Consider the following 13,551-nt stretch of genomic DNA (forward strand, 5'->3'; position numbering starts at 1 on the left):
GAGGCAAGGTAAATGGCAAAATTACAGGATTATCTTGAACAAGTCAACGTTTTTTCAGCGTTAAAAGAAGAGCCTGAATGGATGTTGGAATTACGCCAAGCAGCCCTTGCGAAAGTGGATGAACTTGCGTTTCCAAAAATCGAGCGGGTGCGTTACGAGCGTTGGCCATTGTTCAATATCGACGAACAAGCACTTGCTGGTGAGTACGCTTTGTCAGAAGAAGAAGTGGCAGGCGCAGTTCCCGCCTTTGACGCGATGGATAACCATCCGACCCTCGTTCAGTTCGATGACACCACCATCTTTGAGCAATTACCGCAAGAGTTGATCGACAAAGGCGTGATCTTTACCGACTTGTTTACAGCAATGAAAGAAGTACCAGAGTTGGTCAATCAATACTACATGACCAAAGCAGTGCCAATGGATGAAGACAAAATGACCGCAGCACATGCGGCGTTTATGAATAGCGGCATGTTCTTGTATGTACCAAAAAACGTGGTGATCGAAGAACCCCTTGAAGCGATTTTCTACCACAATGGCAATAGCCAAGCGCATTTCTTCAAACACATTTTGATCGTTGCTGATGAGCACAGTGAGTTCAGCTATTTGGAACGTTTCCAAACCAAAGGCGACCAAGCGAAAAAACTGTCAGGCAATATCGTAGTGGAAGTAATTGCCAAAGCAGGCGCGAAGGTCAAATTCTCTGCGATTGATCAGTTAGGTGTCAACATTACTACGTATATGAATCGTCGCGGCTACGTATTACGAGATGCGATGGTAGATTGGGCGATCGGAGTCATGAATGACGGCGACGTCGTGGCAGACTTTGATTCTGATCTTGTAGGCGAAGGCGCGCATTCGGAAGTCAAAGCGGTCGCAATCAGTGCTGGACGCCAAACACAAGGGATCGATACCCGCGTAACCAACAAAGCACCGCATTCCATTGGTCATATCCTGCAACACGGCGTTATCAGAGAACGCGGCGTCTTAACCTTTAACGGTATCGGACACATTTTAAAAGGAGCCAAAGGGGCGGACGCGCAACAAGAAAGCCGAGTCTTAATGCTTTCTGACCAGGCTCGTGGCGATGCTAACCCAATCCTTTTGATCGATGAGCACGAAGTAACAGCCGGACACGCAGCCAGTGTGGGACGGGTCGATCCAGAAGAAATGTACTACTTGATGAGTCGTGGGTTGCGCAAAGAAGAAGCGGAACGTTTGGTGATTCGTGGTTTCTTAGGATCCGTCTTGACCGCGATCCCAGTCAAAGAAGTGCAACAAGAATTGGTTGCCGTTATCGAAGGGAAGTTGCTCGCATGATCGATGCCCAAAAAGTGAAACAAGCGTTTCCCATCTTGGATCAGCTCGTAAATGACGAACCATTGATCTACCTCGACAATGCCGCCACTACGCAAAAACCAGAGGCGGTGCTGCAGGCAATCACCGATTATTACCATCAAGACAATGCCAACGTTCATCGTGGGGTTCATACCCTCGCAGAACGGGCGACCCATTCCTATGAAGGCGCACGAGAAAAGGTTCGCCGTTTTATCCATGCGAGTGAGACGGCGGAAGTGCTGTTTACTCGAGGGACGACCACTGGTTTAAATTGGGTCTCCCGCAGCTACGGCGACCGTTTTGTCAATAAAGGCGATGAAATCGTGATTTCTTATATGGAACATCACTCCAATATCATCCCTTGGCAGCAATTAGCTGCTCGGAAAAAAGCTACCTTGAAATATATCCAGTTGACACCAGAAGGCACCTTGGACATGGAAGATGCCAAGAAACAGATCACAGACAAAACCGCCATCGTTTCGATCGCGCACGTTTCCAATGTTTTAGGCGTGATCAATCCGATTGCGGAGCTAACCAAATTGGCGCATCAGCACCAAGCCGTCATGGTGGTGGATGGTGCTCAGGCTGTTCCACATATGGCAGTTGATGTCCAAGCACTGGATTGTGATTTCTACGCCTTTTCTGGCCATAAAATGTGCGGACCAACTGGTATCGGTGTCTTATACGGCAAGCGGCAATGGCTGGATCAGATGGAGCCCGTCGAATTTGGCGGTGAAATGATCGATTTTGTCCATCTGCAAGAAAGCACGTGGAAAGAACTGCCGTGGAAATTTGAAGCGGGCACACCAAATATTGCCGGTGCGATCGGTTTAGGTGCAGCGGTGGATTACTTAACAGAAATCGGCTTAGAAAACATCCACGCCCATGAAGCAGACTTAGCTGCTTACGTTTTGCCAAAACTGCAAGCCATTGAAGGCTTGACCATCTATGGCCCCCAAGAAGCAGCAAAACGCACGGGAGTGATCGCCTTTAATCTAGCAGGCATCCATCCTCATGATGTTTCTACTGCTTTAGACATGGAAGGTATCGCGGTACGGGCAGGTCATCATTGTGCCCAACCCCTCTTGACCTATTTGCAAGTCCCAGCGACTGCACGGGCCAGCTTTTACCTGTATAATACAAGAGAGGACGCCGATCGACTGGTTGACGCCATCAAGCTGACGAAGGAGTTTTTCAAACATGGCACTAACGAAATTAGATAATTTGTATCGACAAGTCATTCTGGATCATTCCAGCCACCCACATCATCGGGGCACCTTGGATGATTCAACGTACAAAGTCGAATTGAATAACCCTACCTGTGGCGACGTGATCCACTTGGAGCTCGCTGTCGAAGGAGACACCATCAAAGACATCGCGTTTACTGGCGAAGGCTGTTCCATCAGTACCGCCAGTGCATCCATGATGGGGGATGCGATTATCGGTAAGACACTAGCAGAAGCTGGTGAACTATCAGGCTTGTTTTCTGAACTCGTCCAAGGAAACGACATTCCCCAAAGCGATCGCTTAGGCGATGCTTCCATGCTTGGGGGTGTGGCGAAGTTTCCTGCACGCATCAAGTGTGCGACCTTAGCTTGGAAAGCATTAGAAAAAGCCATTGTTGCCGACAGTACACAAGCATCTGTCAGTCACAGCCACGCCAATGAATCTGACACTGAAGAAACCAGCGAATAGACAACCGCACTACAAAAGGAGTGAGAACCATGGGTGTACCCGAATTAGAAGAATATAAATTTGGCTTCCACGATGACGTGCAGCCTGTTTTTAGTACCGGCGAAGGATTGACCGAAGACATCGTCCGTGAAATCTCACGGGTCAAGCAAGAGCCAGAATGGATGCTTGAGTTCCGCTTGAAGTCTCTTGAAGCCTTCAACAAGATGCCCATGCAAAACTGGGGCCCGGATCTGTCTGACATCGATTTTGATGCCATCAAATATTACCAAAAACCAAGTGATCGTCCTGCCCGTGATTGGGATGACGTACCAGAAAAAATCAAAGAGACCTTTGAGCGCATTGGTATTCCAGAAGCCGAGCGGGCATACCTGGCTGGCGCTTCTGCCCAATACGAATCAGAAGTCGTTTACCACAACATGAAAGAAGAGTTTGAAAAACTTGGCATCGTCTTTACCGATACCGATTCAGCCTTGAAGGAATACCCTGAGCTGTTCAAACAATACTTTTCAAAATTAGTCCCACCAACCGATAACAAGCTTGCTGCTTTAAACTCAGCCGTTTGGTCAGGTGGTACCTTTATCTATGTACCAAAAGGCGTTCGTGTCGATGTGCCATTGCAAACCTATTTCCGGATCAATGCCGAAAATACCGGTCAGTTCGAACGAACATTGATCATCGTTGACGAAGGCGCCAGCGTTCATTACGTCGAAGGCTGTACCGCCCCAACCTATTCAAGCAATAGTTTGCACGCAGCCATCGTTGAAATTTTTACCCTAAAAGACGCTTACTGCCGCTACACCACCATTCAAAACTGGTCAGACAACGTCTACAACCTAGTAACCAAACGGGCCAAAGCCTTAGAAGGTGCTACCGTTGAATGGATCGATGGCAACCTAGGTGCCAAAACAACGATGAAATACCCAAGTGTGTATCTTGATGGCAAAGGCGCACGAGGCACGATGCTTTCCATTGCCTTTGCAGGTGCCAACCAAATCCAAGATACTGGTGCAAAAATGATTCACAATGCACCAAACACCTCCAGCTCCATCGTCTCAAAATCAATTTCTAAAGATGGCGGTGCAGTAAACTACCGTGGACAAGTCACCTTCGGCAAGAAGAGCGCAGGCTCTATCTCCCATATCGAGTGTGACACCATCATCATGGATGACCTATCGAAATCTGATACCATCCCATTCAATGAGATCCACAACAGCCAAGTGTCCCTAGAACACGAAGCCAAAGTCTCCAAAATCTCAGAAGAACAACTGTACTACCTAATGAGCCGCGGCCTCTCCGAAAGCGAAGCAACCGAAATGATCGTCATGGGATTCGTCGAACCATTCACCAAAGAATTACCGATGGAATACGCAGTCGAATTGAACCGGTTGATTAGTTATGAGATGGAAGGCAGTGTGGGGTAATTCGATTTTTATCGCTAGAAACGTTGATATATAAGCGTTTCTGGCGTTTTTGTTTTTTCGAAAAGTCTACTAACTACAAAACTAACTACAAAAAAGATTAAAAGAGATATTTTTCCTTTTCGATGAATTGAGCGAATTGATCTGCACTGCGTTCTTCCCGTTCAGGGTAGAAGTAGTTATAAACTTGACGGGTCATTTTAGAATCTTTATGACCGACACGATACATAATGTCTTCTAAATTCATATTCGCCATTGCGCAAAGGGAAACGTGTGTCTTTCTAAACTCATGAAGAGTAATCCGTTTTAGACCATATTTCGTAGCAATGACATCATACCAATCATTTGGCTGACTAGGACGACAGAAGCCATTCTCTATACTTGGGAATATTAATTGATGTTTTGCAGATGTTCTGATTCCAAGAATATTAAATTCCAGTTGTTGTCGTTTCCGCCATGCTTTTAATAGATTCATTGTTTCTAAATCAATAGAAATGGTTCGTTTACCAGCGTTTGTTTTTGCACTTTGGCTGGCTACTTGTGTTTTTTTAGACTTCGGATCGAATTCAACCTCTGCGAGTGTTTTTGAAATGGTTAACTTACTATTTTCAAAGTCAATGTCATTCCATTCAAGAGCAAGTATTTCTGATTTTCTAGCACCTGTATAGGATAGGACTCGAAAATAAGTTTCAATTTTCTTGTTTCCATGTTTTTTGCAGCAATCTAAAAACATCGCCAACTCTTTTGGAGTATAGACTGACATGGTTTCCGTCGCTACTAAATTTTCATCAATCTCTTGTCGTTTGATAGGTTCGGTTTTTCGCATAGGATTTTCATTAATAAGCTCTTGTTGAACACCATATTGCAAGATTTGAGCAACTGCTCGACGAAAGTAGTAAGCCTGTTTGTAGCCATCTCGTATCCAGCGTCTATTCACCTGAGTACAATAGCGGACAGTGATATCATTCAGCTTTTTGTTGCCAAAATACTCAAGTGCGTGATCTTCAATTGCTCGTCTAGTAATCATGATAGTAGAAGGTTTTACTTTTAATCGGTACTGTTCGATAAACTCTTTATAGAGTTCTTCAAAGGTGATGTTCCCACTCATTTTTAGCGTGTTCTTATCAAAATCGAGTTGTAGTTGTCGGTATACTTGTTGGGCTTCTTTTTTTGTTTGGAAGCCACTTCTAGTTGTACGAATTTCTTCTCCAAATTCGTTGGTACCAAGATAACATTGGAATTTCCAAAATTTTTGATTTTGCTTGGTGTATTTCTTAAAAGAAACAGACATATAAGACTTCCTTCCTAATTCATTAATTAGATTAGGATATGTTTGTTTTTAGTAAGATTTTGATAACTATCTAGAATTTCTATTGCTTGGAATCAACTTTTATTTGATTTAAAACAGTTGTTAACTCCTCAAGATCATACAGATGTTGTCTACCAATTACAATAGCCTCTAATCCGTTGAGATGGAGTTTCTTTAATGTATCAAATCCTATGTGCAGCTCTTTCATCAATGTCTTTTGATTAACATATCTGCCTAGGATCGGTGAAGAATCTTTTGGAATGGTCATACTCGGCATTCCACCTTTATATAATTTAATGGATAAATTTACATATTATTGATTTTTTGACCTCCAATCTAAAAATAGTTATAAAAGAGTACGAGCTAGAATCAAATACTATAACCCAATTATAGCGTTTTCACGTTTCTTTTTCTAGAGGAGGTTAGTTTGTCAAAATCTCACTTAAGAAAACAATTAAGAAAGTTTGACCACTATTAAATCTTGTCGATTTTTGAATCGCTTTAGGTAAAGCACATAGGAATTTCACCTCTCCCCAGTTTACGGCGAGCCTTACGGAAGTATCATTATTTTCTGTCATTGTCATGGCGACTTGACTACCTAAGTCAAGTTTAGTGTTAAATATCTATCGCTAAATCAGATCGTGGCGTATTTGCACTTAGCTCGAATGACAGGGAACGTGATTCAAAAATAGCTATTTAGTTTTCAAGGAACACTTGGCTTTTATGCCTTCACTAAATAAATAGCAACCAATAATCATTCTGAAACCAAAATTTCAAGAATAATTGCTGGTTGCCTTTTTTTAATCGCCAGTATATTTACTTAAATCAAATGATTGGACAGCAATAATAAATTGAACGACTAACTCTTGATAACAGTCCTCATTTATTTGATTAGTGTAGCGACGTGAGTATTTAATAATAGATGGTTCAAATTCTAGTAATAGCTCAAGCATTGCATTCTGATCACCACTTTGAGCCTTCCGAATTAAAGGAACAAGATTTTTAAGCCCCATATTATCCCACCTTAAATTTTACTTTATAAAAGATAAATTTGAGATGGAGGTGCTCGTATTTGTTGATAACTTATTAAGAAGAAAGTACATTTTTTAATTTGGAATAAATAGCTCGCTTTTTTTTAGAGATTGCTTGACTACTGCAATGAAGTTTTCGTCCAATTTCAGCATCTGATTGCTTCTTTAAGTGCTTTTCTTTCAAAATAAACAACTCTTTATCTGTTAATTGAAATAAACTTAAATATAAATGTTTATTTAAAAGTTTTTTCTCTAAAAGAATATCTGGCATGGAAAGATTAGTTTGTTGTAACAGCAACTGTTCAGTTGTATCTTTTGATTCAATCAATAATTGTGATTCATTTGAAAAAATACGTCCTTCTCTTTTATAAAAAGCATTTGCTTGTCGTTTGAGGGTAACTGTGACATAACGAATAAAGATGTAAGTAATCTCTGACTCAGTTTTCATATCCCAACCCTCCTATAGTTTTGGCAAATGATATTGCCAGTAACCGCGACAAGACTTTTCAATCGGCAAAGATCGTTCCTTTAGCATTTTCGGTAGAATATTAGCGGACAGGTTTTGGTAAGTGACATGAAGTTCATATTCAGTATTTAATTTTTCTAAAATTTGTTTATTACTGAGAGGAACAGGACTCTGCTTAAGAATCGACAAAATATTTTTGGAAACACGATCAAAAGGAAGGTAATGGGCGCTTTTATATTTTTGATGGAAGGCATCACGTTCTTGAATTTGTTCTTTTTCTATCAAAGATGAAGTAGTTGTTGGTTCTTTCTTGATGTTTGGCACATTTGGTAAAGTATTTAAGGAGTCCAAGCGTTCTTTTAAATCATAATATTGTTTGCTTAATTCTCTACGTTCAGCAATCAAATCCCTCATCAGTTTATAAATGATCTTTTTCTCTTCTTGTCTATCTAACATAAAAATCCCTCCTATAAATTAAATAGGAGGGACTAATCATTTTGAAACTAAAAATAAGAAAGAATTTATTGATTCAAAACCAGAACTTTTTCCTATACTATACAGTTATTTGACGTTTTTTAAAGAGTCTAGCATACTGTTTTTTGATATCTTATTCTTAAGGAATAGGTTAGTCAAAAACATAAAGAAAAATATCATCATGATTGAGATTGGTATGCTCATCATATTAGAAAATCAAAAGTAGTATAGCTTCCTTGGTTTGTATAACATGTATATAAATCGTAAACTTTAAAATTTGAGATCACTTTTTTAGCTGCAAAAATGGGTAGAGAAGTCAGAACTAGGATGGTAAAGAATTAAAAACTGACGCCTTTAAGAAAATGAATAATACCTTAATATATGAACAAGTCTAAAATGAGAAAATTGGTTATGTTATTCTTGCACTACTATTCACAGTCATACTTATGTCAAGCGTTGTTGTCATGGATATCATACCTTTAAAAAAAAGATATGTCAAGCGTTGTTTACACGAAGGTTCTTAGTGAGATATTTACAGATTTTTTTGTTAAACAACACTATGGGATAGTTCACGGTAAAATGAATTGGATGTCAACAGAACTTGACACTGTTGGTTTTAACTGTTATGTTATAAATGTAAACAAAACTTGACACGGAAGAGGTTCGATTATGACAAAAAAAGTGTATGTAACAATAGAGATCATCAAAATATTTTTTCTTAGTTGGTTTGTCGGAATGGTGTATGATGCAGCTATTTCTAGTAACTGTCCAGATTCAGAAATAACTATAATAGGTTATACATTTTTGATCATGCTTGGTACGCTTGTGATTAGTTCCATCATTTTAGATATTTTGATCTCATTCTTTACGCCTAAGGAAAACCAAGTTATTGGCGAATGGGAAAAACTAATTAATAAAAATATTCTTCGAAATTTTTCTTATGCGTTATCTATATTTTTTATAGCAATAATGGCAGCCTTTGCTTTAACAGCAGCTCAGGAGCAAATTATTTTGATTTTAAGAATAGGCTTCATTGTACTTATTGCAACCATTAATCTGACGAAAGCTTACTATTATGCGGGGTAATCTATGAAAACAGAAAAAGTAATTATTCAATTGAAAAAGTATCGTACTGAAGTGAAAAAGCTGACACAACAAGAACTTGCAGATCAGGTCGGTGTTTCAAGACAGTCAATCAACGCGATAGAAAATGGGAAATTTCTTCCCAGTATTGAATTAGCACTTAAATTCGCTCGATTTTTTGAAGTACCTGTTGAAGAACTATTTTATTTAGAATAAAGCAATGAATATTCTTGATCACTCTATCAACGAAGGAGGGGTTCTTTTATGAATTTAGAAATGTTGGTTAAGCCAAACTTTTTCAGCAATTTGCCGAAGATTACTGGAATTTTATTTTTGGTTTTAATCGTTATTCTATTAGTCTTTTCAACACCGGGTTCAACTATTTTTGAAATGGCTATAACGCAATCTTTGCCAACCGCCAAAGGTATGACTTTTTGGATTCGGTATGGCATTCTAGGTGATAGTTTCATTTTTCTAACTGAAATAGTCATTGCTGCTTGTCTATTTCAGTTATTTCGACACTTTCCTTCACCATTACCAGCAATTGTTAGTTTTTCTAGATTAGGCATGGCAACGATCCAAGGGGTGAATTTATTCCTGCCATTGATTAGTTTATATTTAATGACTAACGCTCCGTTAATTGAAAAATTAGGAGACGATAGAATTCGTGACTGGTTAGATGTGTTAAAGCAAGGGCATGCATATGGGGTTTATCTTTCCCAAATTTTTCTTGGGTTGAGTTTATTGGCGTTAGGCTATTTAGTCGTTGTTTCGGGAGTAATGCCTAGCTTGTTTGGTTATTTACTTTACCTAGCTAGCTTTGGTTATTTTTTCGACACCTTTCGAAAGATTTTTGTTTTGGATAATAAAATTATTAGCGCAATTACGGCTGTTCTTTTGATTGGCTCATCAATTGGAGAAATTGCTTTTGCGATTCGACTAATTATAAAAGGAATTGAACAGATTTAATCATTTAAATATGAGGAGGGAACAGATGCCTAATCAAATGAAAGCTGTTATTTGTACGAGATATGGCTCACCAGAAGTACTTCAAATTCAAGAAGTGCCTAAACCAACGATTAAAGAGGATGAAATTTTAATAAGAATTCGCGCGACTACAGTGGCTTCAGGAGATTGTGTGATTCGTAATGGAAAACTGCCAATTCGACTGATGTTCGGATTTAAAAGGCCAAGAAATCCGATTTTAGGAACGGATTTCGCAGGAGATATTGAAGCAGTTGGAGCAAAAGTAATGAATTTTAAAGTGGGCGATCGTGTAGTCGCTTCAACCGGCATGCGTTTTGGTGGTCACGCACAATATATAGCACTTCCTTCAACGAGAGCTGTTATTCAAATTCCTGATGTGATTTCTTATGAAGAAGCCACCACTTTTGCTTTTGGGGGATTTGCGGCATTACATTATATTCGTAAAGTCAAAATAATTAAGGGGCAACATTTATTAGTTTATGGAGCTTCTGGGGCGGTTGGGAGTTCGATGGTTCAAATTGCTAAAATTTTTGGCGCTAAAGTCACTGCTGTTTGCAGTAAAAAAAATCTTCATTTAGTAGCCAGCTTGGGTGCCGATCGAGTACTTGATTACACCGCTAGTAATTTCAAAGAATTATTACAGGCTGAAGAATATGATGTGGTTTTCGATGCGGTTGGTGTAGTTGGGAATGGTTCAAAAAAATCTTTAGGCCTTTCTGGTAAATATTTTTCAATTTCAAAAGGAATAGTAAGAGGCTCAGTGGCGGATTTAACTGTGCTATTGCAAATGGCTCAGGAGCAAAAACTTAAAGCAGTTATTGACCACATCTATCCATTAGAGCAAATGAAAGAAGCTTATGTTCGAACAGAATCAGGTCGCAAACGAGGAAATGTTGTTATTCAAATCCCATAAATAAAAAGAGAAGTTCACATATTATTTTTAATAAGCTACTTATGCTGTGTCTGTTAACTTTACAAGTTGCTACTGTAAAGTGCAGGTGCCGCCTAATTTTTCATCCTATAAATTTGTTTTGCAAATTAACACTAGTGATAAAGGAGTAGATGTATTCGATGAATAAAATTAAATTTTGGAATAGAATAGCTCGAACCTATAATGAAAATCAGGGTCGTAATGCTGCTGAATATGATACGCTTATTGATTTGATGAAAGAGAATATACAAGTGAACGATTCCGTTTTAGAATTAGCAACAGGCACGGGAATGATTGCTGCACGAATTGCTCCTTATTGCGCGCATGTTGAAGCAAGTGATTTTTCGGAAGTAATGATTGAAAAAGCCAAACAAAAATCGAATGCTAAAAATCTGACTTTTAGCATTCAAGATATGACGGATCTAACCTATCAAGAAAACACCTTTGATGTCGTCATTGTTGTAAACGGTATTCACTTAGTTGATGATACCCAACTTGTTTTTCGGAATATTCAGCGTGTTTTAAAGCCTGACGGTATTTTGATTGCACCAACGTTTACAACAAATGGTAAACTCGTGAAAATTCCAATGAGAGCATTAGGTTTTCATGTTTGGACTGATAAAGAGTACCGGCAGCAATTTAGTAAGCTTTGGAATGTAGCAGAGTGTTTTCCACTACCTAATTCAAAAAATTCGACCTTTCTTATTGCTCGAAAGACAAGTTTATTATAGATGTTGGAAGTTACTAATGAACTGCTGTAACTATCTTTTGTTAAGGTGTCCTATATCCTATAATATAAGAGCTGTCCTTTTCATAAGTTCGTTTGACAACCTTATCTCCTAAATTGCTTTCAATAGTGTGGGCAGTGTTATGTTCAAATTTTTCAACAATTCCTCTATGATCACTTATACCCTCGTCATTCCAATCAAAGAAATTGATATTGCCAGACGGTGACTTATTGCTAAGGCCTGGCCATGGATTAATTCAACTATAAGCTTCATCAGCGTTCTTTTTTCTTCTAATAAATTCAAAATAATCACCTCTTTATTAATAAGAGGTTTTAATGCTATCTAATAACAACAAAAAAATATTAATTAATTTTTGATAGTTTTTATATAGTAGTACTTTAAGGAAAGTGAAGAGGTGAGACAACAATGAACTAATCATCGAACATCACGATATTGAATCAATCCAAATGAAATCAGACCAAGAAATAAGGACCAGATAACTTGAACTAATAAACCTTGAGAACCATTTAATAAAGTAGATGTATGAGGTGTAAAAAAAAGATTCATGGTTGCTAAATCAGGTAGGTATTTTGCAATGCAGTCATTGCGAATAACATTTGACTTAATCCAAGAATAAGAGAGAACATTATTGCAATCGGTAAAATTTGTGATTTGGTAATGATGGTCAAAAATACTGTAATCCAAGTTATTAGCGTCCAACTTAACATTGCAATAGTAACTTTAATCAAAAATTCTAAAAATTAAAGAGAGAGTAAAAGAGCTGCTATATTGAATAATAGCAACTCCTAAGCAAACTAAACTGGAAAATAAACCAATAATCCATACTATAGCTGTTAGAAGAAATATCTTAGCAGTAATGAGTTTTATTCGAGCAGGTATTGTCAATAAGGTTTTACGTAAATATGAATTTGAATATTCTTGACCGAAGAAACTAGCAGCTATTATAACCAGTCCCGCTTGGCTTAAAAATAAATTACGTAAACTAATAAATAATATTTCATTGTTTACCAAAGATTGATCATTTTCAGTTCCAGAAAAAAATAATATTAAAGGAGCTATTAAAATAGTTCCAATCGTCCCGAACAAACACCAATTATAAGAGCAGAATTTGATTATTTCACTTTGAAGAATATTTTTTATCATTAATATTTTCCTCCCACGTCGCTACGATTAAACGAAAAAAGTACTATTAGCACAGTAAAAAGTATCCATAAAAGCAGTATCAATATACCTTTCACAGGATCATGAGGATAAGATTTACCTGGTGTAGCAACAATAAAATTGCCTGCTGCAACAGGTAGATATTCTCCCCAAGACCATCTTTCTGCTAGATAATTCCCAAGGTTGTAGATTTTGGGGACTAGAAATATCAATGGAACAATCATATTTCTAAAAAGTAAGCCAATGGAAAAGGATAAAGCGGTGCAGACAGTATTAAACTCAAGCGAGCCAGAAATCTTGCACTAAAAGGTACTGGATCTATTTGTTCTGGAAAAGTTGGATATTCATTATGCAAGTTTCATCTCCTTTAAAAGAGTCATAAACTCAGCAGCATCTGCTTTTGCTTGAGCTTTATCTAGAGAAAAAGAGGTTTCCAATTGTAGTGCTAATTCTTCTACAGTCAATCCTTTACTCAAACCTTTTAACATAGCAACTCCAGAAGCATTTAGTTGAAAATAAATTCCTCTACTTTTATCCAAAACGACTGCTCCATCATCTTTACTAATAATTTTTAGCTCTCTTTTTACTTTTCCCATCAATCTTATTCCTCCTTTTTTTAGAAAATAACTACAAGTTAACAAGCATTAAATTTCTTTCGTTTTTTCTATTTTTTTAAAGCTACACGAAGCCAGCGTTCAACAGCTACTAATCTCTCAAAAGCTTCAACTCTAGTATGTAGAGCAGAAGGCATTGATAATTCAGAAATTAGTGTATCTGCATCTATAATTCCCAACTCAACTAGCTTAAATTAGTGCACTTTCTGGGAATACTTCTTTACAGCTTCTTTGTAGCTTTTATGCTGGCAGTGATAATGTGCTATCTGAAGAACAACATTATTTCACATGCACACCA

Annotated in this window: 17 protein-coding genes; 9 read left to right on the forward strand and 8 right to left on the reverse strand. The window is 38.2% G+C overall.

Annotated elements, in window-relative coordinates; all coding sequences use genetic code 11:
* The first annotated feature begins 12 nt into the window (after positions 1–12).
* Genes sufD through sufB form a run of 4 tightly spaced genes read left to right on the forward strand, consistent with a single transcriptional unit; the run spans position 13 to position 4,451 of the window.
* Positions 13–1,317: a Fe-S cluster assembly protein SufD gene (sufD, locus tag IGI92_RS02475; RefSeq protein ID WP_016619703.1), complete on the forward strand. Its 1,305-nt coding sequence runs from the start codon at positions 13–15 to the stop codon at positions 1,315–1,317.
* The gene (locus tag IGI92_RS02480; protein ID WP_430607877.1) at positions 1,314–2,558 is read left to right on the forward strand and encodes a cysteine desulfurase; all 1,245 of its coding nucleotides are present in this window, start codon (positions 1,314–1,316) and stop codon (positions 2,556–2,558) included. Before sufD ends, IGI92_RS02480 begins: the two co-directional genes overlap by 4 nt.
* Entirely contained in the window at positions 2,536–3,030 is a 495-nt protein-coding gene (gene sufU, locus IGI92_RS02485; RefSeq protein WP_430607880.1) for a Fe-S cluster assembly sulfur transfer protein SufU, read from the forward strand. Before IGI92_RS02480 ends, sufU begins: the two co-directional genes overlap by 23 nt.
* 29 nt (positions 3,031–3,059) lie before the next feature.
* Positions 3,060–4,451, forward strand: a complete 1,392-nt coding sequence (gene sufB / locus IGI92_RS02490) for a Fe-S cluster assembly protein SufB (protein WP_005232103.1) — start codon at positions 3,060–3,062, stop codon at positions 4,449–4,451.
* A gap of 97 nt (positions 4,452–4,548) precedes the next feature.
* On the opposite strand, the gene IGI92_RS02495 is transcribed toward sufB, so the two are convergent.
* The 5 genes from IGI92_RS02495 to IGI92_RS02515 form a co-directional block, all read right to left on the reverse strand.
* On the reverse strand, positions 4,549–5,739 hold the full coding sequence (locus tag IGI92_RS02495) for a tyrosine-type recombinase/integrase (RefSeq protein ID WP_429974871.1): 1,191 nt from the start codon (positions 5,737–5,739) through the stop codon (positions 4,549–4,551).
* 79 nt (positions 5,740–5,818) lie between these two features.
* Positions 5,819–6,025 carry a hypothetical protein gene (locus IGI92_RS02500; RefSeq protein ID WP_429974870.1) on the reverse strand — a complete coding sequence of 69 codons (207 nt, stop codon included), beginning with the start codon at positions 6,023–6,025 and terminating at the stop codon, positions 5,819–5,821.
* A 532-nt stretch (positions 6,026–6,557) separates the two neighbouring features.
* A complete protein-coding gene (locus tag IGI92_RS02505) occupies positions 6,558–6,770 on the reverse strand; it encodes a helix-turn-helix domain-containing protein (RefSeq protein WP_430607882.1) in 213 nt (70 codons plus the stop codon).
* 73 nt (positions 6,771–6,843) lie between these two features.
* The gene (locus IGI92_RS02510; protein ID WP_429974868.1) at positions 6,844–7,236 is read right to left on the reverse strand and encodes a sigma-70 family RNA polymerase sigma factor; all 393 of its coding nucleotides are present in this window, start codon (positions 7,234–7,236) and stop codon (positions 6,844–6,846) included.
* Between the two features lie 12 nt (positions 7,237–7,248).
* The gene (locus IGI92_RS02515; protein WP_429974867.1) at positions 7,249–7,710 is read right to left on the reverse strand and encodes a hypothetical protein; all 462 of its coding nucleotides are present in this window, start codon (positions 7,708–7,710) and stop codon (positions 7,249–7,251) included.
* A 687-nt stretch (positions 7,711–8,397) separates the two neighbouring features.
* Here IGI92_RS02515 and IGI92_RS02520 point away from each other — a divergent pair.
* The 5 genes from IGI92_RS02520 (at position 8,398) to IGI92_RS02540 (ending at position 11,460) form a co-directional block, all read left to right on the forward strand.
* A complete protein-coding gene (locus IGI92_RS02520; RefSeq protein ID WP_429974866.1) occupies positions 8,398–8,814 on the forward strand; it encodes a hypothetical protein in 417 nt (138 codons plus the stop codon).
* 3 nt (positions 8,815–8,817) lie between these two features.
* Complete coding sequence (locus IGI92_RS02525; protein ID WP_137663432.1) at positions 8,818–9,027, forward strand: helix-turn-helix transcriptional regulator; 210 nt, start codon at positions 8,818–8,820, stop codon at positions 9,025–9,027.
* A 48-nt stretch (positions 9,028–9,075) separates the two neighbouring features.
* Positions 9,076–9,780: a DUF4386 domain-containing protein gene (locus IGI92_RS02530; protein ID WP_430607887.1), complete on the forward strand. Its 705-nt coding sequence runs from the start codon at positions 9,076–9,078 to the stop codon at positions 9,778–9,780.
* A gap of 25 nt (positions 9,781–9,805) precedes the next feature.
* The gene (locus IGI92_RS02535; RefSeq protein ID WP_429974864.1) at positions 9,806–10,711 is read left to right on the forward strand and encodes an NAD(P)-dependent alcohol dehydrogenase; all 906 of its coding nucleotides are present in this window, start codon (positions 9,806–9,808) and stop codon (positions 10,709–10,711) included.
* 158 nt (positions 10,712–10,869) lie between these two features.
* Positions 10,870–11,460 (forward strand): class I SAM-dependent methyltransferase, encoded by a 591-nt coding sequence (locus IGI92_RS02540; protein WP_429974863.1) that lies wholly within the window; start codon positions 10,870–10,872, stop codon positions 11,458–11,460.
* Between the two features lie 174 nt (positions 11,461–11,634).
* Here the strand turns inward: IGI92_RS02540 and IGI92_RS02545 are convergent, their stop codons facing one another.
* The 3 genes from IGI92_RS02545 to IGI92_RS02555 all read right to left on the reverse strand — a co-directional run bounded on the left by IGI92_RS02545 (position 11,635) and on the right by IGI92_RS02555 (position 13,235).
* The gene (locus IGI92_RS02545; protein ID WP_430607890.1) at positions 11,635–11,760 is read right to left on the reverse strand and encodes a hypothetical protein; all 126 of its coding nucleotides are present in this window, start codon (positions 11,758–11,760) and stop codon (positions 11,635–11,637) included.
* Positions 11,761–12,198: 438 nt separating this feature from the next.
* Entirely contained in the window at positions 12,199–12,621 is a 423-nt protein-coding gene (locus IGI92_RS02550) for an ABC transporter permease (RefSeq protein WP_429974862.1), read from the reverse strand.
* 365 nt (positions 12,622–12,986) lie between these two features.
* A complete protein-coding gene (locus IGI92_RS02555) occupies positions 12,987–13,235 on the reverse strand; it encodes a PqqD family protein (protein WP_429974861.1) in 249 nt (82 codons plus the stop codon).
* Between the last annotated feature and the right edge of the window lie 316 nt (positions 13,236–13,551).

This window comes from Enterococcus sp. DIV2379 (genome assembly GCF_050542965.1).
Lineage (GTDB): Bacteria > Bacillota > Bacilli > Lactobacillales > Enterococcaceae > Enterococcus_D > Enterococcus_D entomosocium.